This window comes from Ulvibacter antarcticus, assembly GCF_003688405.1.
In the GTDB taxonomy this organism is placed as follows: domain Bacteria; phylum Bacteroidota; class Bacteroidia; order Flavobacteriales; family Flavobacteriaceae; genus Ulvibacter; species Ulvibacter antarcticus.
Genome location: NZ_REFC01000011.1, coordinates 489967 through 516444, shown reverse-complemented (window position 1 = coordinate 516444; position 26478 = coordinate 489967). Strand labels below are relative to the sequence as shown.

Genomic DNA, 26478 nt, shown 5'->3' with positions numbered 1-26478 from the left:
AGTCATGTTAAAAACATTTATTGAAAGACCTGTTCTTTCGACAGTAATCTCCATTATCATAGTTTTACTTGGAGTTATCAGTATAACAAGCTTACCCATAGAGGAATATCCCGATATTGCACCCCCTACCATAAAGGTGTCTGCAAGTTATACTGGAGCAAATGCAGAAACCGTTTTAGAGAGTGTTATCATTCCTATAGAAGAGCAAATTAACGGTGTTGAAGGTATGACATACATTACCTCAACTGCATCTAATACAGGAGCAGCAGAAATCACTGTATATTTTGATCAAGAAATTGATGCAGATATCGCTGCTGTAAATGTACAAAACCGTGTTGCAAGAGCAGCGCCATTATTACCTCAAGAAGTAACACAAACAGGTATAATCACACAAAAGCAGGAAACTAGTGCATTAATGTTTATATCTATGTATTCTGAAAGCGAAGATTACGACGCTACGTTTATTCAGAATTACTTAAAAATTAATGTTATTCCAGCCATGCAACGTATTAGCGGTGTTGGAGATGTTAGTGTATTCTCACAACAAGATTACGCGATGCGTATTTGGTTGAATCCAGAAAAATTAGCATCGTACGGTTTAATTCCTTCCGATATTTCTGCAGCATTAGCAGAGCAAAATTTAGAAGCAGCAGCTGGTTCACTAGGTCAAAATAATGGAGAATCATTTTCATATACATTAACGTATAGTGGTCGTTTTAAAGATGAAAGTCAGTACAGTGATATTATAATTAAAGCCTTAGGAAACGGAGAGTTTTTAAGATTAAAAGACGTTGCAACTATAGAGCTAGATGCACAATCGTATGCGTCTAACGCGATGAGTTTAGGGCATCCGGCTGTGTTTATGGGTATTTTCCAAACAAAGGGGTCAAATGCACAAGAGATTATTGAAAACATAAAAATTACTTTAGAATCGGTAGAAAAAGACCTTCCAGAAGGTTTAAATATTTTCGTGCCCTATGATACGAGTTTATTTTTAAATGCCTCCATCGAAAAAGTAGTTACTACTTTACTGGAAGCTTTTTTACTAGTATTCTTAGTGGTGTTTCTATTCTTACAAGATTTCCGTTCAACCTTAATACCAGCAATTGCAGTTCCGGTTTCAATTATAGGAACCTTCTTTTTCCTGAATGTTTTTGGGTATTCGATTAACTTATTAACGCTATTCGCGTTAGTACTTGCTATTGGAATTGTGGTAGATGATGCCATTGTCGTTGTTGAAGCTGTTCATGCTAAATTGGATCAAGGTGAAAAGAACCCGAAAAAAGCGACGCTTACTGCGATGAATGAAATTTCCGGAGCCATCATCTCAATTACTCTGGTAATGGCAGCAGTATTTATTCCCGTAACATTTGTAACTGGACCAACTGGTGTATTCTACGAGCAATTTGGTGTGACACTAATCATTGCGATTCTGATTTCGGCAGTAAACGCCTTAACCTTAAGTCCGGCATTATGTGCTTTGTTATTAAAACCGCATAAAGAGGACGAAGAACTAAAGGGTAAAAGTCCGTTAAAACGTTTTTACACACTTTTTAACCGAGGGTTTAATGCAACAGTAGATAGATACGGTAAATCACTTCAGTTTTTATACAAAAGAAAAATTGTTTCTGTTTTATTATTAGTCATTGCTATTGTTGGAATTTTTTGGGCAGCAAATACAACACCAACAGGTTTTGTACCCAATGAAGATAGAGGAATTATTTTTGCGAATATCGAATTGCCTCCAGGAGCATCTCTTGACAGAACAGATGCTGTGGCAAGACAATTATATGATAAAGTTGAAGGTATAGATGGAATCGTTGGTGTAAATTTTATTAAAGGTAGAAGTTTAATTAGTGGAGCTGGTAGTAATTTTGGTTTTGGAATTATAAAACTTGAAGATTGGGGAGATCGTGAAGACCCTTCTCTTTCAGTGCAAGCTATTACAGGAAAATTATTTGGTATAGCAGCGACAATTCCAGATGCTAATATTATTTTCTTTTCGCCACCAAGTATTCGTGGCTTTGGTAATTCGTCTGGTTTTGAGATTAATTTATTAGATAAATTTGGAGGTGAATTTGCAGATTTAGATCAAGCCAAGAATGACCTTACTATGGCTTTAATGAAGCACCCGGAAATTAAATACGCCACATCTGCCTTCAACACTAACTATCCACAATACGAGATGGAAGTTAATGTGCCTTTAGCTAAAGAAAAAGGAGTGTCGATCACTAGTATTTTTTCAACATTACAAGGTTATATTGGGGGAGTTTATGCTTCAGATTTTTCTAGATTCGGAAAACAATTTAGAGTTTACATTCAAGCTTTACCAGAAGACAGAGCAGATGAAAGCGCCTTGAACAGCATGTATGTGAGAACAGATACAGGCGAAATGACGCCAATTACACAGTTTGTAAATTTAAAACGTGTTTATGGTCCACAATCGGTAACGCGTTTCAACTTATTTAACTCTACTTCAATTTCCGGTGCAACAAACGACGGGTTTAGTACAGGAGATGCCATTAAAGTTATTGAAGAAGAGGTTGCAAAACTGCCAAGTAATTATACAGTTGCCTATTCTGGTTTAACTCGTGAAGAAGTTAATGCGGGAAACCAAACAACCTTCATATTTATACTAAGTATTCTGTTCATTTACTTCTTATTAAGTGCACAATACGAAAGTTATTTACTGCCATTTGCAGTAGTACTCTCATTACCATTTGGTGTATTTGGTGCTTATATAAGCACAAAATTTTTAGGCTTAGAAAACAACATATATTTCCAAATCGCTTTAATCATGCTTATTGGTTTATTGGCCAAAAATGCCATCCTTATTGTCGAGTTTGCATTACAAAGACGAAAAAATGGAGAGAGTATTGTAGATGCTGCCATCCATGGAGCAAAGGCTCGTTTACGCCCGATTTTAATGACATCGTTTGCCTTTATTTTAGGATTAATGCCTTTGGTGTTAGCAAAAGGTGTTGGGTCTGAAGGAAACAACTCAATTGGAACAGGAGCGGCTGGAGGAATGCTTATTGGAACCATCCTAGGTGTCTTTGTAATTCCAATCTTATTTATATTATTTCAGTGGTTACAAGAAAAAGTTTCTAGTAAACCCGCAGTTCAAACTATTGAAGAATAAAACGATGAAATCAATTTTAAAACATAGAAATTTTAGCAAAGGTGCTTTATTACTATTCGTTGCTTTAACATTACAAAGTTGCTTTGTAGCAAAGGATTATGTTAGGCCGGATTTAGATATAGAAACCGAAGCGCTTTATAGAACCGAAAACCTTCCAACTGATAGTATTTCAATAGCAGAGGTATCTTGGAAAGACTTATTTACAGATCAATATCTTCAACAATATATAGAGGAAGGTCTGCAAAATAACATGGACATTCGTATTGCAATTCAGCAAATAGTAGCGGCCGAAGCTTATGCAAAACAAGGTAAGGCAGGTTATTTGCCAACATTAAGCGTAGGCCCTAACTTTACACATCAAGAATATTCAGAGAACAGTCAGTTTGGCACTTTATTTAATGGAAGTTTAGATACTTATGATATTACTGCAAACTTATCTTGGGAAGCTGATATATGGGGGAAAATAAGAAGTAATAAAAGAGCATCACAAGCAGGATATTTGCAAAATGTCGCAGGGCATCAAGCCGTGAAGACACAATTGATTTCCAGCATTGCAAATACCTATTACAACTTATTAGCGCTCGATGCACAGTTAGAAGTGACAAAGCAAACCTTAGTAACTAGAGAAAGTGGTGTAGAAACAATTAAAGCATTAAAAGACGCAGGGCAAGTAACTCAGGTTGCAGTAGATCAAAATATAGCGCAATATAATAATGCAAGAGCATTAGAAGTAGATATTGAGACGGCCATTTTTAAAACGGAAAATACACTAAGTATTTTGTTAGGGAAAGCGTCGCAGGATTTTAATAGAAGCACTTTGGATCTTCAAAAAATTGATCAAGAAATAAAGCTGGGTGTTCCAACAACATTGCTTAGAAACAGACCAGACGTTATGGCTGCCGAATTTGCCTTAATTAAAAATTTCGAGCTAACAAACGTGGCTAGAAGTAGTCTTTATCCGTCATTAACATTAACTGCTTCCGGAGGGTTACAAAGTTTAGAATTAGATAAGTTATTAAATATAAATTCTTTGTTCGCTACAGTAGTAGGTGGTTTAACTCAACCGCTTTTAAATCAACGAAGCCTTAAAACTCAAACAGAAGTCGCACTTGCTAATCAAGAAAATTCGTTGTTAAATTTTAAGAAAACCTTATTGGTTGCAGGTAGTGAAGTGTCTAACGCATTGTTTTCTTATGAAGCCGAAACTAAAAAATTTGAATTTAGAAAAAACGAGGTTGAAGCTTTACGTACTGCCGAAGCAAATTCAGAAGAATTGCTTAAAAATGGTTATGCCAACTATTTAGATTTATTAACTGCAAGACAAAGCGCATTAAGTGCAGAGCTCAATATTATAGATAGCAAACTACAACAACTATCAACTGTTGTAACCCTATACGAAGCCCTTGGAGGTGGATGGCAGTAAAAAGAATACAATGATTTCATGATTGGTTGGTTGATAATTCCTGTGCTGTAGCAATACAGTGCGGGGATTGTTTTTAAGATGAAACACTATGCAAAATGAGCGTGATAGAATTATTATAAAAACACTCGCCTTATTCAAAAAGTATGGCGTGAAGAGTGTTTCGATGGATGATATTGCGCATGAATTGAGTATTTCAAAAAAGACACTATATGTCCATTTCGGAAGTAAGGAACTCCTCATTGAACAAACTGTTAACTATATTTTTAGTGAGCATTTTAAGAAAATCGGACGAATTCTAGAAAAGATCATTTCACCACTTGAAAAAATTATCCTCATTTATCATTACGGGATAAATAGATTACTTTCTTACGATCCTGCTTTCTATTCAGAACTTAAAAAATACCATGTAGCCACTCATATTTGCTATGAAAACAATAAAAAGACAATCGTTTTCGACATTATTCAAGGTTTATTGGAGGAAGCCCAGAAAGTCAATGAGATTAGAAAGGATGTTAACTTAGAGCTCTTCTGCCAATTACATCTTTATAAAATCGATAAAATTTTAGCAAACCCCGATTTTAACAATCATTACGGTACACAACAAATGCTAAATCATCTCATCATTTTTAATCTGCGAGGTATTTTGGTGAAGCCTGAACAAATGCCTATTTACTTCCCAATCGAAGAGTAAATCATTTCGCTGCCTAATCGGAAAGTTGCCAAGCGAATTTCCGGCCTCAAACTTAATGCCTATTTTAGTGGCATGAGAATAATTCCTTTTCTTCTCTTGCTCCTTCTGCTGACTTCTTGCTATGAGTCTTCAAATAATACTTTATTATTAAATGATAATTGGCAATTTTCTGAATTAAACTCCAATGATTGGCAAAAAGCTACTGTTCCCGGGACGGTGCAAACCGATCTTTTGTCCTTCGGAAAGATTCCAGATTCGTTTAAACTGAATAATGAAGATTCCATTCAGTGGATTTCTGAAAAAAACTGGCAGTACAAAAAAGTCTTTACTATTTCTGAAGCGCTTCAGAAAAAAACCAAACATTTTCTAAAATTTGAAGGTCTCGACACCTATGCTTCTGTTTTTCTGAATGACTCCCTAATTCTCACTGCAAATAATGCTTTCAGAAGCTGGGAAGCAGATGTGAGCGATATCCTTTCCGAAGAAAATGAACTTAAAATTATCTTTAAAAGCACCGATTCTATCGAAAAAATCCAGGCAGATAAACTCGATTATACCCTTCCTGAAGGCCTAAGAGTATTTACACGAAAACCACAATTTCAATATGGTTGGGATTGGGGTCCTACCATAAAAACTATGGGTATTTGGCGAGATATTTCGCTCATTTCTTACGACAACATCCGACTTAAAGACGTGTTTTTAAAGACAGAATCAATTAATGTTTTAGATTCACTTGCAACGCTAACCGCCTTTCTCGATCTGGACACACCTCAACATGACATCAATACCATCGAAATTGTAAATAATACGACCGGAGAACGTCTTAATCAAAGTGTTGAAGTCTATGGTTCAAAAGATGAATATGCTGTTCCGTTTCAGATTAAAAACCCCAAGCTGTGGTGGACTCACAATCTAGGAGAACCTTTTTTATATGACATCACTGTTTATGTAAAACATGGCAATAGTATTATTGATTCTATTTCAAAAAAAGTGGGTTTACGCACCATCAAATTGGTTGCCGAAAAAGACAGCATCGGAGAAAGTTTTTACTTTAAACTCAATGGAATTCCTGTGTATATGAAGGGTGCGAATTACATTCCGCAGAACATATTTTTAGCTGATGTGACAAAGCATCAAAGAGAAACATTATTAGATCAGGCCGTGGATGCAAATATGAATATGCTCCGAATCTGGGGTGGCGGCGTTTATGAAGACGATGCTTTTTATGACCTCTGTGACAAAAAAGGAATTCTTCTCTGGCAGGATTTTATGTACGCCTGCGCCATGTATCCCGGCGACGACGACTTCTTGGAAAATGCAAAGCAGGAGGCAATTGATAATGTGAAACGGCTTCGACAGCATCCCAGCATTGCATTATGGTGTGGTAATAACGAAAATAGTGAGGGCTGGCATCGATGGGGATGGAAAGATGGTAAAACTGAGACTCAAAAGCAGGAAATCTGGAATGGATACTATGCGCTTTTTAATCATATCCTTCCAAAAGTGGTGGATAGTCTAAATCCTTCGATTGATTATTGGGAAACCTCTCCTAAATACGGTCGGGGTAATAAACGTTTTGAATTTGAAGGCGATGCCCATGATTGGTGGGTATGGCACGACGGGTATCCGTTCGAGCACTTTGAGGAACAAGTACCGCGGTTTATGAGTGAGTTCGGATTTCAATCTTTTCCGTCGATAGAAGCTATCCAATATTTTACTGAGCAAGAGAATATCGATCTAGATCACCCCGCTTTTGAGACGCATCAAAAACACAAAAGAGGTTTTCAACTTATTCGCGAATATATGGAACGTGATTTTCCTGTTCCCGAGAACGATGAAGATTATGTATATGTGAGTCAGTTGTTACAAGCCTACGGAATCACCAAAGGAATTCGAGCGCACAGACTTGCGAAGCCTTACAATATGGGAAGTTTGTACTGGCAATTAAACGATTGTTGGCCGGTAGTTTCCTGGTCGGGAATTGACGGACTAGGACGTGAGAAAGCGCTTCATTACAAAGTGAAAAAAGCATTTGAGAACCTTTTAATTATTCCGAAAGTTGAAAATAATATCCTGAAGATTGCGGTAGTAGATGACAATCTCACTTCAATGGCTGCCGATATGTTTGTGATAATTCGTGATTTTTCAGGCAGGAATTTGTTCGAATCAGGTACAGCAGTGGTGCATTCTTTTTATGACAAAAATGAAATCGTATTTGAAGTTTTTCTTAAAGATCTCAATTTTGATAGAAACGCCAGTTATGCAGAGATTCATTTTGGGGATTTAAAAGAGGTTTATTTCTTCGGAAAGCCTAAAGATTTGAAATTGCCAATACAGGATATTAGTATGGACGTAGTGAAAACGAGCTATGGTTTTTTAATTTCCCTTACTTCTGAAACCCTTCAAAAAGACGTATTTTTATTTTCTGAAAGCCGTGGTGATTTTAGTGACAACTTCTTCGATCTCCTGCCCGGAGAAGCAAAAGAGATTGAGTTATACACCGAAGCTTCCGAAGTTGTCGTAAAAATGAAAACGCTCAATAAAATCCTGAACCCATGAAAAAAGTGATCCTTTTTCTTTTAGTGTCTGTACTAATAATTGGTTGTAAATCAGAAACAACAACGGATCTCACGAATGCATTAATTCCAAAACCTCAGCAAATTGAGGTAATGGACGGGACATTTACATTAGATAATAAAACTACCCTATTTGCCGATCAAGAATTTGAGGTAGTTGCTAATTTCCTTAGTGGCTTTCTTCAAATGGGAGCTGGAATCCCGATGGAAAAGGCTTCCGAAGAAACGGCACAGATTAAAATTTTAAAAGATGCAGCTCAAGCGATGGAAGCTTATTCTTTAATCGTTTCAGAAAACAACATCATTATAAAAGCTTCAGATGCTTCAGGTGCTTTTTACGGTGTACAGACATTACGACAATTGCTTCCTGTATTTTTTGAAACACAAAACAATATTCATAATCAGACGGCTGTAATTCCGCAGTTAAAAATCCAGGATGCACCGAAATTTCCTTACAGAGGTATGCATTTGGATGTTTCCCGTCATTTCTTTCCGAAGGAATTTATCAAAGAATATATATCGTACTTAGCATTACTAAAAATGAACTATTTTCATTGGCATCTCACCGATGACCAAGGTTGGCGTATAGAAATATTGCAATATCCCGATCTAACTAATAATGGCGCATATCGAGACGAAACGCTTATTGGACATTACAATGAAAACCCACAGCTATTCGATAGGAAAAGGTATGGCGGATTCTATACTCAGGAAGACATCAAAGAGATTGTTGAATTTGCAACGAAGCACAATGTCACTATTATTCCCGAGATCGAAATGCCCGGACATGCACAGGCAGCCATTAGTGCCTATCCCGAATTATGTTGCAACGGGAAAGATGTGAAAGTAGCGACTAAATGGGGTGTTTTCGAAAACATCTTTTGTCCGAACCAAAAAACATTTGCCTTTTTAGAGAATGTTCTCACAGAAGTCGCGGAATTATTTCCCGGAGAATATATACATATTGGCGGTGATGAAGCACCAAAAGTGCAATGGAAGACCTGCGCTCATTGTCAGAAATTAATCAAAGAGCACAACCTAAAAGACGAAAAAGGATTGCAAAGCTATTTCATTAAGAAGATAGAAACATTTCTAAATAGCAAAGGAAAAAAGATTATTGGCTGGGATGAGATTCTAGAGGGCGGGCTTGCCCCCAACGCTACCGTAATGTCCTGGCGTGGAACCTCTGGCGGAATTGAAGCTGCCAAGCAAAAGCATCCGGTGATCATGACGCCTACATCACACGCTTACTTTGATTACTACCAATCTGAAAATTCAGACGAACCTTTGGCAATTGGAGGATATTTGCCATTAAAGAAAGTCTTCAGTTTTAATCCGATTCCCGATGAACTAGACGCTGCTGATTCTAAGTTTATTTTGGGCGCTCAAGGCAACATTTGGACCGAATACATAGCAACTAAAGAACAGGTTGAATATATGGTATTCCCCAGAATACTGGCGATGAGCGAAGTGGTTTGGAGTGGTCCTTCGGAAAATCTTGAAGAAGATTATGCAAATTTTCTTTTAAGAGTAGAACCGTTTTTAGAACGACTTGATGCCCTGAGAGTCAATTATGCCAATCATTTGTATGAAATTGAGGGTCGTGTTTTAAAAGAAGATGATAAGGTGCTTTATGAATTAACAACACCTACTTCAGGAAAGGAAATACGTTATTCTTTAAATGCCTCGGAAGAGAAAATATACAAAACGCCAATTCCAATTTCTAAAGATGCTGTTATTAAAGCAAGGGTCTATAAAGTGGGTAAAGTATTAGGACGTCCATTTACAGATACAATTCACTATCATAAAGGAATCTTGGGAAAAGTTCACTTAAATGTTAACCCTCATGCCTCTTATAGTGCGGGAGGAAAAGAGGCGCTTATCAACGGAATTCAAGGTAGTAACAGCCGATATGGAGATAAGGAATGGTTAGGTTTCTGGGGAGATGATGTAGAGATTTCAATCGATTTTCCTGAAGAAACTGAGGTGAATTCTGTTGCTCTTCGGTTTTATAATGCGAACGGACAATGGATATATGCGCCGAAAAAAGCAAGTCTTTGTGTTGAACTTTTAGATGGTAATTTAGTTAGTTCTGAAGTAGCGATTGCTCCTAAAAATGATACAACTATAGTCGAAGTTTTGCTAGAATTTGAAGCTGTAAAGACAAAAAAACTACTTATTAAAGTTCCTAGTTTCGGTATGATTCCGGAGGGATCGCAAGGTTCAGAAAATAATGCCTGGACCTTTATTGATGAAGTTGTAATTAAGTAATATAATAGTAAAAGAGGCTTCGACTGCGCTCAGCCGAACAAAATATGAAAATAGAAATTTGTGCAAATAGTTTTACCAGTGCAAAGGCTGCCCAAGATGCAGGCGCCGATCGCATTGAATTATGTACAGAACTTTCGGTTGGCGGGTTAACTCCTTCATATGGGTTGATAGAAAAAGTGATGTCTGAATTATGTATTCCAGTGCATGTGCTTATTCGTCCGAGGAGTGGGAATTTTACCTATTCTGAAGATGAAATCGAAGTGATGTTGCGGGATATTTCATTCTGCGGAAAGATGGGTTGTGCGGGAGTGGTTTGTGGAGCGCTTACTTCGGAAAATGAAGTGGATGAAGTCACTGTGAAACGTTTTTTAGACGCTAGCGCAGAAATGGAATTGACTTTTCATCGGGCTTTCGATTGGTGCAGAGATCCTTTTGAATCATTGCAAATCCTTCAGAAATTAGGGGTTAACAGAATACTAAGTTCCGGGCAACAACCAAAGGCGATTGAAGGCATCGTATTATTAAAACAATTACTAAACCTTTCCGAAGCCACTATAGCAATTATGCCAGGAAGCGGAATAAACCTTCAAAATATACTGGAATTTAAAGAAGCAGGATTTACAAGCGTTCACTTTTCAGCAACTCTGAAAAAACAGCTGCTCACCAATCCCCCGAAAGTTTCTATGCACAGTTCCGCTTTTTTTGAAGAAGGCGTTCTTATGGAATCGAACGCTGAATTGATTAGGGAAATCATCAAAAAAGTACGTTAAAAACTCTTATCTAACGCAACGGAAATCCTTTGCCAGCCCACCAAGGACGAATTTCAATCATCAGCCTACCTGATTTAACCATAGGATCCAAATTCGCAAGGCTGTCGGCCATTTTCATGGTTGGAACATTATAGATCGTAATTCCTCTCACATCCTGATCGTCTCCAAAAGGTCCGGAAATATCGGCAAAGCCTTCCTCATACATTCGCCCTAAATGTGCCAAGTGCAGTGTTTGCAGGCTGTCTGCAACTTCTTTGCTCTGTGAACGATTGGGACCTCTTTTGAGATAAGCCATGAAATATTGCTGCATGATGATGGTATCTCCGGTCTTATCATCGACATAGTCAAAGATTTGAAAACCTTTTTCGGTCAACTCCTTTTTTATTTCTGAAGCTGATTTGACTTCTTTTTCAGGGCATGGCTCGGCAGTATGACTATGCTCCTCATGCATTTTAGTGTTGCAGCCGACGAAGATTAAGCATAGAAGTACGACTAGAGTAATGTACTTTTTTATCTTTATTTTTTCCATAATTGATATGGGTTTTTACTTAGCTGTGAATTGTAATATTTTACTTGACCAGTAACCTCTTCTCCCAACCAAGAAGGTTTCAGAAAGGTTTCGTTTTCTTCTGAAAGTTCTATTTCTGCTACTACGAGACCTAGGTTTTTTCCGAAGAACTCATCAATTTCAAAGATATGATTTCCTGCATTTACCTCATATCGCATTTTATCGATCACTCCTTCTTCGCATAATTCCAGTAACATTTCGGCATCTTCCAATGTAATTTCTTTCTCCCATTCCTTCCTAATAGTGCCTGCCTCGTTTGAAATTCCCTTGACCGTAATAAAACCTTGATCTCCTTTAATTCTCACGCGAACTGTACGTTCGGGATTTGTGTTTAAAAAGCCTTGCACGATTCGATTATTTTTGAAGGCTTCTTTTTTATAAGAATCTGATGTCACTAAAAATTTTCGTTCAATTTCTAGCATTGGCAATTTCTTTTATTTTTTCTGAAGTGATGATAGTTTCGTCATAACCTTTCTTCGATAACCTACGCATCGCTAAGGCGATGGTTTCCGGTTCAATGATCTTGTATTTCTTCGGAACTAAAAAACCAAAACTTCGCATAAATATCTTTCCTAAGTGTTCGCCCATTCGTTTTTCATCTCTTTTTCCACCAATCATGGAGGGTTGAAGTATGAAGGTTTTATCGATTCCCTGCGCCAGGACATCGCGTTCCATTTCACCCTTTACCTTATTATAAAACATACTGCTTTCCACATCTGCTCCCATAGCTGAAACCACTATAAATTGATTAATTCCGTTCTCCTTACATAATTTGGCAGCGGCAACAGGAATTCCGTAGTCGATCTTTTTATAGGTTTCTTTATCGGGAGTTTTAGCCTTTGTAGTCCCAATACAGCAAAAAACTACATCTCCTTGAAATTCAGCCTTATGTTTTTTTAAGTGAAAGAGGTTGATAAGATGTTCTTCAATTTTAGGATGTTTTTTTTCTACGGAAGACCTAGAAAAGACTTTTACTTTTGAAAAGGAAGTATCCGATACTAATTTGTCGAGTAACATTCCTCCTGTTAATCCTGTGGCTCCTAAAATAATAGCTGTTTTGGGCATTTAAAACAATATTCATTAATGATTTTAAGCTTCTTATAACTTCGAGTGTTTCTGATATAAAGATATTAAATTTACATCATGGATGCCGCCATACTTATACGAAAGATTATCCACGTTGATATGGACGCCTTCTACGCGTCGGTAGCACAATTGGACAATCCCGAACTTCAGGGAAAAGCAATCGCGGTGGGCGGAAGTGAAATAAGAGGCGTGGTAAGCGCTGCTAGTTACGAAGCTAGAAAATTTGGTGTGCGAAGTGCCATGAGTGGGGCAATGGCTAAACGACTTTGTCCGCATCTTATTTTCGTGAAAACAGATTTTGCTCGCTATAAAGAAGTTTCTTCTGCCATACGAAAGATCTTTTATGAATATACCGATCTGGTCGAACCTCTTTCTTTAGACGAAGCGTATCTGGATGTTACCGAAAATAAAAAAGGAAATCCGAGTGCCTCTTTAATTGCAACCGAAATTCGGCTCAAAATAAAAGAACGTACCGGTTTAAATGCCTCGGCAGGAATTTCAATAAATAAATTCGTCGCCAAGGTCGCTAGTGATATCAATAAACCCAACGGACAAAAAACCATTCCTCCCGAAGAGGTAATTGAGTTTCTGGAAAAATTGGACGTTAAAAAGTTTTATGGAGTTGGTAAAGTCACTAAGGAAAAAATGTATCGGCTTGGGGTTTTCACAGGAATGGATTTAAAGTCAAAAACAGAAGAATTTCTTACGGAGCATTTCGGGAAAAGCGGTGGTTATTATTACAATATAGTTCGAGGGATTCAAAAAGGTAGTGTAAAACCGTCCAGGATTCAAAAATCTCTGGCAGCAGAACGGACGTTTAATGAAAATATCGCCAGTGAAATTTATATGCTCGAACGACTGGAAGAAATCGCCAAGGAGGTGGAGCGACGACTTCTAAAAAGTAAAATCGCAGGAAAAACGATCACCCTTAAAATTAAATACAGTGATTTTACGTTACAAACCAGAAGCAAGACCTTAGACATGTATGTTTCGGCGGCAGCGCTGATCATGGAGATTGTTAAAGAATTGTTATTTCAATCGTCGATGAAAGATTCGGTACGTTTATTGGGAATTTCATTATCAAACCTCAACAACGAAAAGAAAAAGGCAGCTAAACCTGAAAAATCGATTGATGTTCAATTAAAGCTTGAATTTTAAAACTTATTTCAAATATATTATGTAAAAAAACTACTTATAAATTTTATTAACTCTAAACCCTTTATGTTATGAAAAAAGTAGTTTTCTCAATTCTCGCAGTGGCCTTAATTTTCGTGTCCTGCAAATCCGAAACAAAAGAAGTACAACCTTTAGCAACCGCAGCTGATATTGCTTTGGCCGATACGGCTTCAGAAATGTCGAGTCCCGAATTTTTATACGTCACAGCGTATAGCGGACTCAGCCTTCGGGAATTCAACAATCTGAATAGTGAACGTGTTGCTAAAATGCCTTATGGTACGAAAGTAAAAGTGATTTCTTCAGAAAATAATAATACCATGACCGTTGGAGGAATAAAAGGCGCCATGGATGAAATAGAATTCAATCATAAAAAGGGATTCGCTTTTAATGGTTATTTATCGAAGTTTTTTCCTCCTGAAAAGAATAGCAAAGCCAAAGGATATGCAGACGACTTAAAAGCACTTTTTCCTTCAGTTGTTTATTCTGAAAGCGTTGGCGGTACGGCCAGCAAACCTATAAACATTGAAACATTAGAATTACCAACAGATCAATGGCATGAAGCATTTTTTGTTGCACAACGATTATTCGACTTTCCAAAAGACTTTGCCTTTCCAAACCCTACAGGAAAAGATGAACAAGTGATTAAAGACAAAATGCCCGAAAAGGATGTTTGGACTAGTGAATTAATTGTGAACAGAAAGGATGATGCACTAACAAAAATTGCATATCATTATAAAACTAAAAACTTCGGCTACGATGTGACCATCACTCAAAATGGTGATAAAATGAAAATTGAAAAAACAGAAACGGTAGAATAAACAACACAAAAGTGATAAAAAAAATCCCGCCTATGAGCGGGATTTTTTTTAAAAGTTTTAATTCGGGGAAGTAAAATAATGCTAAATGACACTATTTTACTTGTGAAACCCTCAAAGTGTTCACCATTCCTTTATCCACAATTGGCATGGCTGCTAAGTTAATTAAGTAATCTTCTTTGGTTACAAATCCGCGGTCGTAGGCAATTCTGTTTACGTCTTCCACAGTTTCGTCTGTACTAACGTATTTATCGTAAAAGAATGCGGTTACTCCCCATAACAGATTTAATCTCGACAGTATTCTATAATTGGAAGTGAAGACAAGGATATGTGCGGCAGGTCGCCAGGCAGAGATCTGAAAGGCGGTATAGCCACTATTTGTAAGTGTACAAATGGCCTTAGCTTCAATTTCATTTGCCATGATTGCTGCATGATAGCAGATCGATTTTGTGATATATCGGTTGGTTCGAATATGTGGTGGTTCTTGAGGCACACGAATTAGAGGTGAATTTTCGACATTGCGTAAAATTTTCGACATTTTCTGGATTACCTGCACAGGATATTTACCCACCGAAGTTTCTCCTGAAAGCATCACAGCATCGGCGCCATCCATCACAGAATTCGCCACATCGTTTACTTCCGCTCTTGTTGGTGTTAAGGAGGAAATCATAGTTTCCATCATTTGCGTCGCAATAATCACAGGGATTCTCGCGCGTTTAGCCGTACGCACCAGTTCTTTTTGAATTAGCGGCACTTCTTCTGCCGGAACTTCTACACCCAAATCACCTCTTGCTACCATTAACCCATCGCAATACGCAACGATTTTTTCAATATTCGCAACGGCTTCTGGCTTTTCAATTTTGGCAATGATTGGTATTTTATATTTACAGTTAGCTTCGATCACTTTTCGAAGTTCTTGTAGGTCTTCTGCATGTCTTACAAAAGACAAGGCAATCCAATCGACTTCCAGTGAAATAGCAAAAATAGCATCCTCTTTGTCTTTTTGAGTCAGTGCGGGCAGTGAGATATTGGTGTTTGGAAGATTCACTCCTTTTTTAGATCGTAAAGGTCCGCCTTGTATAACTTCTGCTTTTACCGTATCCTTACCATTAGTTTCGAGTACTCTGAACATAAGTTTTCCATCGTCAAGGAGAATGTTTTCTCCTTTTTTTACGTCCTTCGGAAAGCTATCGTAGTTCATATAGACTTTTTCGGCTGTACCTTCAAATTCTTTGCCTGTGCAAAATGAAATGATATCGCCAGGCTCCACAACCACCTCTTCTTTCATCACGCCCACACGTAGTTTGGGACCTTGCAGATCGGCTAAAATAGCGGTTGTTATTCCCGTTTCTTTACCGAGTTCTCTAATTGTGGCTATGTTTTCTTTAACTGTTTCGTAGTTGGCATGTGAAAAATTCACTCTAAAAACGTCAACACCTTCCAGTATCATCTGCTTCAGAGTCTCGCGCTTTGAAGTTGCGGGACCTAAGGTGGCTACTATTTTTGTTCTCTTCTGATTTGGCATTAGTTAAATATTAAATTGTTCTTAGATTTAAGTGTTTCTGAAGCTACCTCATAGGCAGATATGACCTGAGTAATTTCATTAATTTCTGCAATGATCTTCCGAAGTGGAATACTTTCAAATTCTGAAAAGATTTTCAGAAAATAATCCACTTTTTTGTATTCAGGAAGCAAATTTGAAGTCACTATTCTTTCCGAAGTAACTCCGATAAATAAACCTTCTGTATTTTTATCTTGTGATACTACAGTCTTGCATTTGTTTGCAACAAGATGGCATGTCATGTATTGCTGTACATCCTCATAGACAAATAAAGGAAAGGAATGTTTCAACCCATCCTTAGAGCAATCGAGATCTGTACTTTCTCTTTTCAATTGCCAATTAAGTGACTTGTTCATTAAATAAGCCATTTTATAAGCTTCTTCACTGCAATGAATGGCAATAAGGGAATATTCTTCCTTAAAATCATCATCCAAAACAATTTTGTAAAGTGCCATAGCCGAAAGATAATATTAAAAGACAAATGAACGGTTAGCTCATTGTTATCTATAGAAGAAATAATTAATCTGTATTGTAAAAGTAACCTTTCGTTATGAGAATAAAAAGCATCAATCAGATTCGCCGTCTATTCTTGTCTGAAGTTTGTAATATGCTCTCTTAGCCGCACTTTCTTCGGCCTTCTTTTTCGATGTTGCTCTTGCTTTTCCCACCACTTTATTTTCAAGTTGAAGTTTTACAGCGAAATGCTTTAGCGCATCATTTCCGGTATCTTCATAGACCGAAAATTTGAAGTTTTTTTTATGTTTCTGGCACCATTCAATGAACAAACTTTTATAGCTAATTACTTTGCCTTCTAGTTTTTGAATGTCCACATAGGGCTTAATAACACGTTTCCCAATAAATTTTTCACAGTACTTATAACCTCGATCGAGATAAATGGCACCAACTAAAGATTCGAATACATTACCGTGTATGTTTCCTCCAAATTGTTCTATTGGAATAGTAGTTCTCACATATCGAATCAATTTGAGATCTCGGCCTAATTCATTAAGGTGCTCCCTACTTACCACTTTCGATCTCATTTTAGTGAGATAGCCTTCATTACCACCTGGAACTTTTTTAAATAAATGTGCCGCAATTACCGAACTAAGCATAGCATCACCCAAAAACTCCATGCGCTCATAATTTTGAGGTTGCCCCTTGGTGTTTTTTTCATTAGTAGAACGATGGGTAAAGGCCTTCTCGTATATGCTGATATCTTTGGGTTTAAAACCAATGATCCTTTTTACCTCTAAAAAAAAATTCTCGTCCTTTTCGGTGCGAGAATTAAATATGTTTCTAATAGAAGCCATGGATTGTTACTCTTCCAGTCTTTTGAAAAGAACGCAAGCATTGTGGCCGCCAAAGCCAAATGTATTGCTCAGGGCTACTTTAATGTCGCGTTTTTGTGCTTTGTTTAAGGTAAGATTTAAAGATGGGTCGATATTTTCATCGACCGTAGTATGATTAATAGTAGGAGGAACGATACCGTGTTTCATAGCTAAAATTGAGGCAATAGCTTCGATCGCACCTGCTGCTCCTAACAAGTGACCCGTCATAGACTTGGTCGAATTGATATTAATATCTTTAGCATGATCACCAAATACCTTTGTAATCGCTTTTAACTCGGCCACATCTCCTAATGGAGTTGAAGTACCGTGAGTATTGATAGTATCGACATCTTCCGGCTTTAGTCCGGCATTCTCCAAGCAATTGATCATTACACGCTCTACTCCTATTCCTTCTGGGTGTGGAGCCGTCATATGATATGCATCACTAGACATACCACCACCTACAACTTCGGCATAAATCTTAGCGCCACGCTTTTTAGCATGTTCATATTCTTCTAGGATTAACGCTCCAGCTCCTTCACCTAATACAAATCCGTCACGGGTTGCATCGAAAGGTCTGGATGCTGTTTCAGGGCTTTCATTACGGGTTGAGAGTGCATGCATTGCATTAAAACCACCAACACCGGCTTTGGTTATCGCTGCTTCACTTCCTCCGGTTACGATGATATCGCACTGTCCTAAGCGAACATAATTTAAAGCATCAATAATCGCATTTGCCGCTGATGCACATGCAGAAACCGTAGTGTAATTGGGTCCCATAAACCCATGTTTGATAGATATATTACCAGGGGCAATATCGGCTATCATTTTAGGAATAAAGAAGGGGTTGAAACGCGGTGTTCCATCCCCTTCATTAAAGTTTATTACTTCATCTTGAAAAGTTTCGATTCCTCCAATTCCAGCTCCCCAAATAACTCCAACACGGAATTTATCGACCTCATCGAGGTTAAATCCGGCATCTTTTATAGCTTCATCACTTGAAACTAAAGCGTATTGGGCAAACTTGTCTAATTTTCGGGCTTCTTTTCTATCAAAATGTTGTAGTGGATCGAAATCCTTGATTTCACAAGCGAATTTGGTTTTGAACTTTTCAGCATCAAAATACGTTATAGGTGCGCAACCGCTCTTCCCATTTATTAAACCGTCCCAATATTCTTCAATATTGTTACCAATAGGTGTAAGGGCTCCTAGGCCTGTAACTACAACTCGCTTTAATTCCATATAGAAATATTATTTCTTAGCTTCTTCGATATATGAAACTGCTTGACCTACAGTAGCGATATTTTCAGCTTGATCGTCTGGGATTTGAATATCAAATTCTTTCTCAAATTCCATAATAAGCTCTACCGTATCTAGTGAGTCTGCTCCCAAGTCGTTTGTGAAGCTAGCTTCGTTTACAACTTCGTTCTCGTCTACACCTAATTTATCAACGATGATAGCTTTTACTCTTGATGCAATGTCTGACATAATTCTTGTTTTTTAATTTAATTATAAGTGGCAAAAATAAAATTTTTTAATTGAAAACACCATTTAATATTTAAAATGTGAACCCAATTTAAACAATTTTGAGCGAAGTGAAACTCTATTACCTTACTTTTGTTATTTATTATATTAATTACTTCTGTAAACACCCAATGATCTGTGAATTCGTTCCAGGTTTTTCTTTTACCTACGAATTGCACATTTCTCGCACTTGCTTCTTTATTTTATTGAAACCGTAGTTTTATCTATCCTTTAAAAAATTAACTTTGCGATAGTGTAAAAGCTATCCCGATATGTCGGGACTTGGTTACAAACAAAAATCGGAAACAAATTCAATATGAAGAAGCGTATAGTTATTTTTGCTTCGGGTAGCGGTACCAATACTCAAAACTTAATTCAATACTTTCAGCACAGTGAGATTGCTGAGGTTGTTCTAGTGCTGTCAAACAAGAAGGATGCCAAAGTTTTAAAAAGAGCTAATGACCTGAATGTAAGCGTATTATATTTTGACAAAGCAATGCTTTTTTCTTCGGAAAACATTCTAAAACAACTAATTACCTTAAAAACAGACTATATTATTCTCGCAGGCTTTCTCTTAAAATTCCCGGAACACATTCTGAAGGAGTTTCCAAAAAGAGTAATTAATTTGCATCCTGCATTGCTTCCGAAGTATGGCGGAAAAGGAATGTACGGGCAACATGTTCATGAGGCAGTAGTAGCCAATAAAGAAACTGAAACGGGTATAAGTATTCATTATGTGAATGAGCATTATGATGAAGGAGCTATCATTTTTCAGAAAAGCGTAAAACTTTCAGAAAAAGACACCCCAGAATCCGTGGCTAAAAAAGTACATGAATTAGAATATGAATGGTTTCCGAAGGTGATAGAAAAAATAATAAGTAAATAACACTCTCTTCTCAGTGGGAGAAGGGCTGGGGATGAGGGAAAAAACATCTTCCCCTCGATTCCCCTTCTTCGAAGAAGGGGGAAGATAAAATATCTTCTTAGCTATGGCAAAAAAAGAAAAGTTTTATGTGGTTTGGTTCGGAAATCCAGCTGGTATTTTTGGAAGCTGGAAAGAATGTCAACTTTCTATAAAGGGTGTAAAAGGAGCACAATACAAATCATTCGAAAGCTTTGCCGAAGCTAAAACAGCATATAACAAAGAGTACGCAGATTATAAAGGGAAAAACACAAAGAAGAAAACCCTTACAAAAGATCAACTGGCAAAAATTGGCGAGCCCAATTTGTTCTCAATTGCCGTGGATGCCGCTTCCAGTGGGAATCCGGGGATTATGGAATATCGCGGTATCGATACACAAACACATAAACAACTTTTTCATCAAGGGCCGTTTCAACAAGGCACCAATAATGTTGGGGAGTTTTTGGCATTGGTTCACGGTCTCGCATACTTGCAAAAACAAAAGAGCGACAGAATTTTATACACCGATTCACGAATTGCAATGGGGTGGATTAAAAAGAAAAAGTGCAATACTAAATTGATACAATCGGCAAAAAACAAGAAAGTGTTTGAGCTTATTTCAAGAGCCGAATTCTGGTTAAAAAATAACACCTACACTACGACTATCGTAAAATGGGAAACAAAAGCATGGGGTGAAATTCCAGCCGATTTTGGGCGGAAATAGTATAAAAAGATCGGAAAATATTTTTCAATTCTACAAAGAACAGAGTCTTCTTTTTTCATTGATTAATACGTAACAAAATCCTATCTTTGCAGCCTCGTTCACTGAAGATAAGAATATTGTGAGCGAAAATCTTGTAATTATCCCTTAATTAAATCGTTACCCGGCTTTTCGGGCCCTTATATGAGTAAACTTGTTATTGTTGGAACCGTTGCCTTTGATGCTATTGAAACTCCTTTCGGAAAAACCGATAAAATATTAGGTGGTGCTGCTACTTATATAGGTATTAGTGCTTCTAATTTTGCCGTGGATGGCGCGATTGTTTCTGTTGTAGGCGGTGATTTTCCGAAGGAATACATCTCAATGCTCGAAGAAAAAGGAATGAATGTTGACGGACTGGAAATTGTAGAAGAGGGGAAAACATTTTTCTGGAGTGGGAAATACCATAACGACATGAACTCCAGAGACACTTTAGCGACAGAGCTAAATGTACTTGCAGATTTTAATCCGGTGGTTCCTCAGGAATATAAGGATGCTGAAGTAGTTATGTTAGGAAACTTACATCCAATCGTCCAAATGGGTGTGATCGAGCAAATGAATAATCCGAAATTAATCGTATTGGACACTATGAATTTCTGGATGGATTGTGCGTTAGAAGATCTCAAAAAAGTTATTGCTAAGGTAGATGTCATTACTATTAATGATGAGGAGGCTAGACAATTAAGCGGAGAATATTCGTTGGTAACAGCTGCCGCAAAAATTATGAAGATGGGTCCTAAGTATGTAGTGATTAAAAAAGGAGAGCATGGAGCCTTGTTATTTCACAAGGATGATATCTTCTATGCTCCTGCTTTGCCCTTGGCCGAAGTTTTTGATCCAACTGGAGCAGGCGACACCTTCGCAGGTGGATTTTCGGGATATTTGGCAAAGACAGGTGATTTCAGTTATGAAAACATGAAAACCGCTTTAATTTATGGATCGGCTCTGGCGTCCTTCTGTGTAGAAAAATTCGGGACTGAAAGGATGCTAAAATTATCCAAAAAAGAAGTGCATCAACGCTTGCAACAATTTAAAAGCTTGACACAATTCGATATAGAATTAACATAAATTATACGCCCTTATGGGGCGTTTTTTGATTATCATTTTTTCCGAAATATAATTATGAGCGACGCTTTAAAACACGAATGTGGAATTGCAATGGTTCGGTTATTGAAACCGTTGGAATTCTATAAAGAAAAGTATGGTACAGCATTTTACGGAGTAAATAAAATGTACCTAATGATGGAAAAACAGCATAATCGCGGACAAGATGGTGCCGGTTTTGCAAGTATCAAACTTAATGTAGATCCGGGCGAACGCTATATTAGTCGGGTGCGGTCTAATGCAGCTCAACCAATACAGGATATTTTTGCGCAGATTAATGAGCGTATAAACAATGAATTTGATGCCCATCCTAATCTAAAAGAGGATGTCGCGGCACAAAAGAAACAGATTCCTTATCTGGGCGAATTATTTCTAGGTCACGTACGTTATGGAACCTTTGGTGGAAATAGTGTAGAAGCCGTTCACCCTTTTCTTCGTCAAAATAACTGGATGCACAGAAATCTGATTATCGCCGGTAATTTTAATATGACCAATACTACCGAGCTTTTTAATAATCTAATTCGTCTTGGAATGCACCCAAAGGAAAAAGCCGATACCGTTACGGTAATGGAAAAAATAGGTCATTTCCTTGATGATGCGGTTAGGAAACTTTACAAAAAAGCAAAGGCGAAGGGCATGACAAAAATTGAAGCCTCTCCTTATATAGCTGAAAATCTGAATCTGGCTAAGATTCTTCGGAAATCTGCAAAGGACTGGGATGGAGGATATGCCATGGCAGGTATGCTTGGACACGGAGATGCATTTGTAATAAGAGATCCGGCAGGTATTCGTCCGGCTTATTATTATAAGGATGATGAGGTTATTGTGGTAGCTTCGGAAAGACCCGTAATACAGACTGTCTTTAATGTTCCATTTGAATCTGTAAAAGAAATTGACCCTGGCACCGCCTTACTTCTGAAGAAAGACGGAAGCATGAGTGTTTCAGAAATACTACCCCCTTTAGAACGTAAATCCTGTTCTTTTGAACGCATTTACTTCTCAAGAGGAAGTGATGCAGAGATTTACCAAGAGAGAAAAGAACTAGGGCGATTGGTAATGCCAAAAGTACTTGAAGCCATAAATTATGATACAGAAAATTCTGTGTTCTCCTTTATACCAAATACTGCAGAAACTTCCTTTTACGGAATGCTAGACGCGGCTCAAAATGAACTAAACAAACAGAAAAACGAAGCCATTTTAAAAGAGAAAGAAACGCTTACCCCCGAGCGTCTTTTACAAATACAAGCACATAAAATACGTACGGAAAAAATTGCGATAAAGGATGTCAAATTAAGAACCTTTATTACCGATGATAGTAGCCGTGATGATTTAGTCGCCCATGTTTATGATGTAACTTATGGGGTAGTAAAGCCAACCGACAATCTTGTTATTATCGATGATAGTATTGTTAGAGGAACTACACTTAAGAAAAGTATACTTAAAATGATGGACCGCTTAAATCCCAAGCAAATTGTGGTCGTGTCTTCTGCGCCACAAATTCGTTACCCTGACTGTTATGGTATCGATATGGCCCGTTTAGAAGGTCTTATAGCATTTCAAGCTGCATTAGCGTTACACAAGGATCGTGGCACATATGATATAGTGGATGAAATCTACAAAAAATGCAAGAAACAAACTGAATTGAAGGATAATAAGGTGGTAAATTTTGTGAAGGAACTCTACGAACCGTTTAGTGATGAAGAGATTTCAGATAAGATTTCAACCTTACTAAGCGATGACACCATCAATGCGAAAGTAAAATTGATTTTCCAATCTGTAGACGATTTACATAAGGCTTGTCCGAAAAATCTTGGTGATTGGTACTTCACAGGAAACTATCCAACCGTAGGAGGTAATCGAGTAGTAAATAGAGCCTATATAAACTTTATAGAAGGTAATCCTGAAAGAGCTTATTAGATTATTTGTTGGAAATCCAGCAAAATTAGGTCTTTAATCGAAAATTAAACCCTTTTATCTAAAAGTAGGAAAAATCTTCTTTTAGTACAGCTTATTGACATATATTTGAACCATACCATAGCATAAGTAGGTTAAGTTATTGGTAGATTTGGGGCAAAAAAGGTAGACGAAAGTCTGCCTTTTTTATTTTCCAAATCTGAATGGGGTGGCGAGCGGATATGAATGTTCAATGAGCAATCACTAAATATCAATAAGCAATTAAAACGCCCAAGTAAAAATAAATCATTAGCGAGCCGTATCATCACTTTAAAGACGAAAGTCTGCCTTTTTTATAATCATCACTTACGTCCGCTCAAGCGGGTATCTCATCCAATTGTCCACTGGACAATTGATTTTACTCTGTAAATTGTGATTCGATAAGGTGGCGAGCGGATATGAATGTTCAATGAGCAATTAAAACGCCCAAGTAAAAATAAATCATTAGCGAGCCGTATCATCTCTTTAAAGACGAAAGTCTGCCTTTTTTATAATGATCACTTACGTCCGCTCAAGCGGGTATCTCATCCAATTGTCCACTGGACAATTGATTTTACTCTGTAAATTGTGATTCGATAAGGTGGCGAGCGGATATGAATGTTCAATGAGCAACTAAAACGCTCAAGTAAAAACAAATCATTAGCGAGCCGCATCATCTCTTTAAAGACGAAAGTCTGCCTTTTTTATAATCATCACTTACGTCCGCTCATGCGGGTATCTCATCCAATTGTCCACCGGACAATTGATTTTACTCTGTAAAATTATGATTCGATAAGGTGGCGAGCGAATTTGAATGTTCAATGACTAATTATCAATGAGCAACTAAAACGCCCATGTAATAACAAATCATTAGTGAGCCGCATTATCTCCTTAAAGACTAAAGCAGAATCTTTTACTCTTTATATAGCCAAGCAACTATGTTCTGAGCATTGCCTGATACGATTCTTTGCAACTGTCACCATATTTTTTTAGGTACGATGTAAACTGGGTAATCCAATTGCGGGTTAAGGTTTCCTCATATACGGGAATTGAACCATTTAGATTTTCTATTTTGTCGTTCAAAGAATCAAGACTTCTAAAAACATACTTTTTTTCGATCTTACGAACAGTCTTTTTTTTCCGATGCTTGTTTATTTCTACCGCTGAGCATTCTACTTTTAACAAATAGATTTTTTTATCTTCATTTTTCATAAAACATTCATATTAAAGCTTAAAGATACAAAAAATAGACATCCAATAACATTCAAGTAACCTTTACTTAACATTAAGGTAACATTGGACCGTAGGAATTCCTGCCAATTTCTTCATAATTTCCACTGATTTTGTAAGAATTATCAAAAAATTCACGTTTAAACGAAAATAAACGTTGTTGGTCTAAAAGTTGGATTTAACAATTGAATAATACATTATATTTGAACCATACCATAGCATAAGTAGGTTAAGTTCATGGTAGATTTGGGGCAAAAAAAGGTAAACACTTGTTTACCTTTTTTTATGCGCTAAATTTAATGATGGGGTGGCGAGCGAATATCAATGTTCAATTATCAATGACTAATTAACAATGCTCAATTGATGTAAGTCCGAAGTATAAAAATCACGAGCGAGCCGCTTCACCCTCACAAAAACACTTGTTTACCTTTTTTTATGCGCTAAATTTAAAGTCGGGGTGGCGAGCGAATATCAATGTTCATTTATCATTGACTAATTAACAATGCCCAATTGATGTAAGTCCGAAGTATAAAAATCAATAGTGAGCCGCTTCACCCTCACAAAAACACTTGTTTACCTTTTTTTATGCGCTAAATTTAAAGTCGGGGTGGCGAGCGAATATCAATGTTCATTTATCATTGACTAATTAACAATGCCCAATTGATGTAAGTCCGAAGTATAAAAATCAATAGTGAGCCGCTTCATCCTCACAAAAATAGTTGTTTGCTTTATTACATTTAAAATCTTGATTGTCGCTCGTTATTCCAAGAAATTGAAATACTTAAGCAGCTGCAACGTTCAATCTACCTATTATAATATTCTTTCGAAACGACACAAAACCATTACTAACTAAAAAACCGTCCTTCAGTATTGAAAGACGGTTTTAATTAATATAAATTGATTTATATTACTTGTTCTTCTGGTATCTTGCAGAAACCTCTTCCCAGTTAATTACATTAAAAAAAGCAGAAACATAGTCAGGACGCTTATTTTGATAATGCAAATAGTAAGCATGCTCCCATACATCCAATCCTAATATTGGTGCTCCTCCACATCCTATTCCAGGCATTAATGGATTATCCTGATTAGCTGTTGAACATACTTCAACTTTTCCTCCTTTATGAACGCATAACCACGCCCAACCTGAACCAAATTGCGTTTTCGCTGCATTTGAAAATGCTTCTTTAAAAGAATCGAAATTCCCAAATTCCGCATCAATTGCTTTAGCCAACTCTCCAGAAGGTTTTCCTCCACCATTAGGAGACATTACTTTCCAAAAAAGGCCATGATTATAAAACCCACCTCCATTATTACGTACAGCTTTATTGCTTTTATCTAAATTTAAAAGGATATTCTCGATATTATTTCCCTCCAACTCTGTACCTGCAATGGCACTGTTTAACTTGTCTGTATAACCTTGATGGTGCTTTCCATGATGAATTTTCATTGTTCGCTCATCGATATGTGGTTCTAATGCATCGAATGCATAAGGTAATTGCGGTAGTTCAAATGACATGATTCTAAGTTTTAAGTTATAAATTAATCCAAAGTTACGTATAAGATTGGGTTTAATATGTTATAGAATTTATAAGATTTTTGATTGAACTATAGATATTTTCA

At 37.1% G+C, this 26478-nt stretch carries 22 protein-coding genes; 12 read left to right on the top strand and 10 right to left on the bottom strand.

Annotated features, from left to right (window positions below; genetic code table 11):
- The first annotated feature begins 4 nt into the window (after positions 1-4).
- From BXY75_RS02545 to BXY75_RS02520, 6 genes are all read left to right on the top strand, one after another.
- Positions 5-3142 (top strand): efflux RND transporter permease subunit, encoded by a 3138-nt coding sequence (locus tag BXY75_RS02545; RefSeq protein WP_121906125.1) that lies wholly within the window; start codon positions 5-7, stop codon positions 3140-3142.
- A 4-nt stretch (positions 3143-3146) separates the two neighbouring features.
- Entirely contained in the window at positions 3147-4565 is a 1419-nt protein-coding gene (locus BXY75_RS02540) for an efflux transporter outer membrane subunit (RefSeq protein WP_121906124.1), read from the top strand.
- A gap of 88 nt (positions 4566-4653) precedes the next feature.
- Entirely contained in the window at positions 4654-5256 is a 603-nt protein-coding gene (locus tag BXY75_RS02535) for a TetR/AcrR family transcriptional regulator (protein ID WP_121906123.1), read from the top strand.
- Between the two features lie 72 nt (positions 5257-5328).
- On the top strand, positions 5329-7815 hold the full coding sequence (locus tag BXY75_RS02530) for a beta-mannosidase (RefSeq protein WP_121906122.1): 2487 nt from the start codon (positions 5329-5331) through the stop codon (positions 7813-7815).
- Positions 7812-10103, top strand: a complete 2292-nt coding sequence (locus tag BXY75_RS02525) for a beta-N-acetylhexosaminidase (protein WP_121906121.1) — start codon at positions 7812-7814, stop codon at positions 10101-10103. The genes BXY75_RS02530 and BXY75_RS02525 overlap by 4 nt, the downstream gene beginning before the upstream one ends.
- Positions 10104-10147: 44 nt before the next feature.
- Complete coding sequence (locus BXY75_RS02520) at positions 10148-10873, top strand: copper homeostasis protein CutC (protein WP_121906120.1); 726 nt, start codon at positions 10148-10150, stop codon at positions 10871-10873.
- Positions 10874-10883: 10 nt separating this feature from the next.
- Here the strand turns inward: BXY75_RS02520 and BXY75_RS02515 are convergent, their stop codons facing one another.
- The 3 genes from BXY75_RS02515 to BXY75_RS02505 are packed head-to-tail and all read right to left on the bottom strand — an operon-like array spanning position 10884 to position 12506.
- Positions 10884-11402: a YciI family protein gene (locus BXY75_RS02515; protein ID WP_121906119.1), complete on the bottom strand. Its 519-nt coding sequence runs from the start codon at positions 11400-11402 to the stop codon at positions 10884-10886.
- On the bottom strand, positions 11390-11863 hold the full coding sequence (locus BXY75_RS02510; protein ID WP_121906118.1) for a CYTH domain-containing protein: 474 nt from the start codon (positions 11861-11863) through the stop codon (positions 11390-11392). The genes BXY75_RS02515 and BXY75_RS02510 overlap by 13 nt, the downstream gene beginning before the upstream one ends.
- On the bottom strand, positions 11850-12506 hold the full coding sequence (locus BXY75_RS02505; RefSeq protein ID WP_121906117.1) for an NAD(P)H-binding protein: 657 nt from the start codon (positions 12504-12506) through the stop codon (positions 11850-11852). Before BXY75_RS02505 ends, BXY75_RS02510 begins: the two co-directional genes overlap by 14 nt.
- Positions 12507-12584: 78 nt before the next feature.
- Here BXY75_RS02505 and dinB point away from each other — a divergent pair, with 78 nt between their 5' ends.
- Both dinB and BXY75_RS02495 read left to right on the top strand, forming a co-directional pair.
- A complete protein-coding gene (gene dinB, locus BXY75_RS02500; protein ID WP_121906116.1) occupies positions 12585-13685 on the top strand; it encodes a DNA polymerase IV in 1101 nt (366 codons plus the stop codon).
- A 68-nt stretch (positions 13686-13753) separates the two neighbouring features.
- The gene (locus BXY75_RS02495) at positions 13754-14521 is read left to right on the top strand and encodes an SH3 domain-containing protein (RefSeq protein ID WP_121906115.1); all 768 of its coding nucleotides are present in this window, start codon (positions 13754-13756) and stop codon (positions 14519-14521) included.
- A 91-nt stretch (positions 14522-14612) separates the two neighbouring features.
- On the opposite strand, the gene pyk is transcribed toward BXY75_RS02495, so the two are convergent.
- The 5 genes from pyk to BXY75_RS02470 form a co-directional block, all read right to left on the bottom strand.
- A complete protein-coding gene (pyk, locus tag BXY75_RS02490; protein ID WP_121906114.1) occupies positions 14613-16043 on the bottom strand; it encodes a pyruvate kinase in 1431 nt (476 codons plus the stop codon).
- The gene (locus BXY75_RS02485; RefSeq protein ID WP_121906113.1) at positions 16043-16534 is read right to left on the bottom strand and encodes an IPExxxVDY family protein; all 492 of its coding nucleotides are present in this window, start codon (positions 16532-16534) and stop codon (positions 16043-16045) included. Before BXY75_RS02485 ends, pyk begins: the two co-directional genes overlap by 1 nt.
- 111 nt (positions 16535-16645) lie before the next feature.
- The gene (rnc, locus tag BXY75_RS02480) at positions 16646-17389 is read right to left on the bottom strand and encodes a ribonuclease III (RefSeq protein ID WP_121906112.1); all 744 of its coding nucleotides are present in this window, start codon (positions 17387-17389) and stop codon (positions 16646-16648) included.
- Between the two features lie 6 nt (positions 17390-17395).
- A complete protein-coding gene (gene fabF / locus BXY75_RS02475) occupies positions 17396-18649 on the bottom strand; it encodes a beta-ketoacyl-ACP synthase II (RefSeq protein ID WP_121906111.1) in 1254 nt (417 codons plus the stop codon).
- A gap of 9 nt (positions 18650-18658) precedes the next feature.
- Positions 18659-18895 carry an acyl carrier protein gene (locus BXY75_RS02470; RefSeq protein WP_121906110.1) on the bottom strand — a complete coding sequence of 79 codons (237 nt, stop codon included), beginning with the start codon at positions 18893-18895 and terminating at the stop codon, positions 18659-18661.
- A 352-nt stretch (positions 18896-19247) separates the two neighbouring features.
- On the opposite strand from BXY75_RS02470, the gene purN reads away from it, so the two are divergent.
- The 4 genes from purN (at position 19248) to BXY75_RS02450 (ending at position 23613) form a co-directional block, all read left to right on the top strand.
- Positions 19248-19817 carry a phosphoribosylglycinamide formyltransferase gene (gene purN, locus BXY75_RS02465; protein WP_121906109.1) on the top strand — a complete coding sequence of 190 codons (570 nt, stop codon included), beginning with the start codon at positions 19248-19250 and terminating at the stop codon, positions 19815-19817.
- A 103-nt stretch (positions 19818-19920) separates the two neighbouring features.
- The gene (locus BXY75_RS02460; protein ID WP_121906108.1) at positions 19921-20556 is read left to right on the top strand and encodes a ribonuclease H1 domain-containing protein; all 636 of its coding nucleotides are present in this window, start codon (positions 19921-19923) and stop codon (positions 20554-20556) included.
- 180 nt (positions 20557-20736) lie between these two features.
- Positions 20737-21660, top strand: coding sequence for a PfkB family carbohydrate kinase (locus tag BXY75_RS02455; RefSeq protein WP_121906107.1), 924 nt, complete (start codon positions 20737-20739; stop codon positions 21658-21660).
- 54 nt (positions 21661-21714) lie between these two features.
- Entirely contained in the window at positions 21715-23613 is a 1899-nt protein-coding gene (locus BXY75_RS02450; protein WP_121906106.1) for an amidophosphoribosyltransferase, read from the top strand.
- Positions 23614-24564: 951 nt separating this feature from the next.
- Here BXY75_RS02450 and BXY75_RS02445 read toward each other — a convergent pair.
- Together BXY75_RS02445 and BXY75_RS02440 are read right to left on the bottom strand one after the other, a co-directional pair.
- Positions 24565-24840, bottom strand: a complete 276-nt coding sequence (locus BXY75_RS02445; RefSeq protein ID WP_121906105.1) for a hypothetical protein — start codon at positions 24838-24840, stop codon at positions 24565-24567.
- A 925-nt stretch (positions 24841-25765) separates the two neighbouring features.
- Positions 25766-26374 (bottom strand): superoxide dismutase, encoded by a 609-nt coding sequence (locus tag BXY75_RS02440; RefSeq protein ID WP_121906104.1) that lies wholly within the window; start codon positions 26372-26374, stop codon positions 25766-25768.
- Positions 26375-26478 lie beyond the last annotated feature (104 nt).

Excerpts from the sequence above, each read along its gene's own strand:
- BXY75_RS02515 (WP_121906119.1), bottom strand. The coding sequence starts at position 11,402 with ATGGAAAAAATAAAGATAAAAAAGTACATTACTCTAGTCGTACTTCTA.
- BXY75_RS02540 (WP_121906124.1), top strand. The coding sequence starts at position 3,147 with ATGAAATCAATTTTAAAACATAGAAATTTTAGCAAAGGTGCTTTATTA.
- BXY75_RS02455 (WP_121906107.1), top strand. The coding sequence starts at position 20,737 with ATGAGTAAACTTGTTATTGTTGGAACCGTTGCCTTTGATGCTATTGAA.
- BXY75_RS02545 (WP_121906125.1), top strand. The coding sequence starts at position 5 with ATGTTAAAAACATTTATTGAAAGACCTGTTCTTTCGACAGTAATCTCC.
- BXY75_RS02505 (WP_121906117.1), bottom strand. The coding sequence starts at position 12,506 with ATGCCCAAAACAGCTATTATTTTAGGAGCCACAGGATTAACAGGAGGA.
- purN (WP_121906109.1), top strand. The coding sequence starts at position 19,248 with ATGAAGAAGCGTATAGTTATTTTTGCTTCGGGTAGCGGTACCAATACT.
- BXY75_RS02445 (WP_121906105.1), bottom strand. The coding sequence starts at position 24,840 with ATGAAAAATGAAGATAAAAAAATCTATTTGTTAAAAGTAGAATGCTCA.
- BXY75_RS02485 (WP_121906113.1), bottom strand. The coding sequence starts at position 16,534 with ATGGCACTTTACAAAATTGTTTTGGATGATGATTTTAAGGAAGAATAT.
- BXY75_RS02450 (WP_121906106.1), top strand. The coding sequence starts at position 21,715 with ATGAGCGACGCTTTAAAACACGAATGTGGAATTGCAATGGTTCGGTTA.
- BXY75_RS02440 (WP_121906104.1), bottom strand. The coding sequence starts at position 26,374 with ATGTCATTTGAACTACCGCAATTACCTTATGCATTCGATGCATTAGAA.
- BXY75_RS02470 (WP_121906110.1), bottom strand. The coding sequence starts at position 18,895 with ATGTCAGACATTGCATCAAGAGTAAAAGCTATCATCGTTGATAAATTA.
- BXY75_RS02520 (WP_121906120.1), top strand. The coding sequence starts at position 10,148 with ATGAAAATAGAAATTTGTGCAAATAGTTTTACCAGTGCAAAGGCTGCC.
- BXY75_RS02525 (WP_121906121.1), top strand. The coding sequence starts at position 7,812 with ATGAAAAAAGTGATCCTTTTTCTTTTAGTGTCTGTACTAATAATTGGT.
- BXY75_RS02530 (WP_121906122.1), top strand. The coding sequence starts at position 5,329 with ATGAGAATAATTCCTTTTCTTCTCTTGCTCCTTCTGCTGACTTCTTGC.
- BXY75_RS02510 (WP_121906118.1), bottom strand. The coding sequence starts at position 11,863 with ATGCTAGAAATTGAACGAAAATTTTTAGTGACATCAGATTCTTATAAA.
- BXY75_RS02535 (WP_121906123.1), top strand. The coding sequence starts at position 4,654 with ATGCAAAATGAGCGTGATAGAATTATTATAAAAACACTCGCCTTATTC.
- dinB (WP_121906116.1), top strand. The coding sequence starts at position 12,585 with ATGGATGCCGCCATACTTATACGAAAGATTATCCACGTTGATATGGAC.
- fabF (WP_121906111.1), bottom strand. The coding sequence starts at position 18,649 with ATGGAATTAAAGCGAGTTGTAGTTACAGGCCTAGGAGCCCTTACACCT.
- rnc (WP_121906112.1), bottom strand. The coding sequence starts at position 17,389 with ATGGCTTCTATTAGAAACATATTTAATTCTCGCACCGAAAAGGACGAG.
- pyk (WP_121906114.1), bottom strand. The coding sequence starts at position 16,043 with ATGCCAAATCAGAAGAGAACAAAAATAGTAGCCACCTTAGGTCCCGCA.
- BXY75_RS02460 (WP_121906108.1), top strand. The coding sequence starts at position 19,921 with ATGGCAAAAAAAGAAAAGTTTTATGTGGTTTGGTTCGGAAATCCAGCT.
- BXY75_RS02495 (WP_121906115.1), top strand. The coding sequence starts at position 13,754 with ATGAAAAAAGTAGTTTTCTCAATTCTCGCAGTGGCCTTAATTTTCGTG.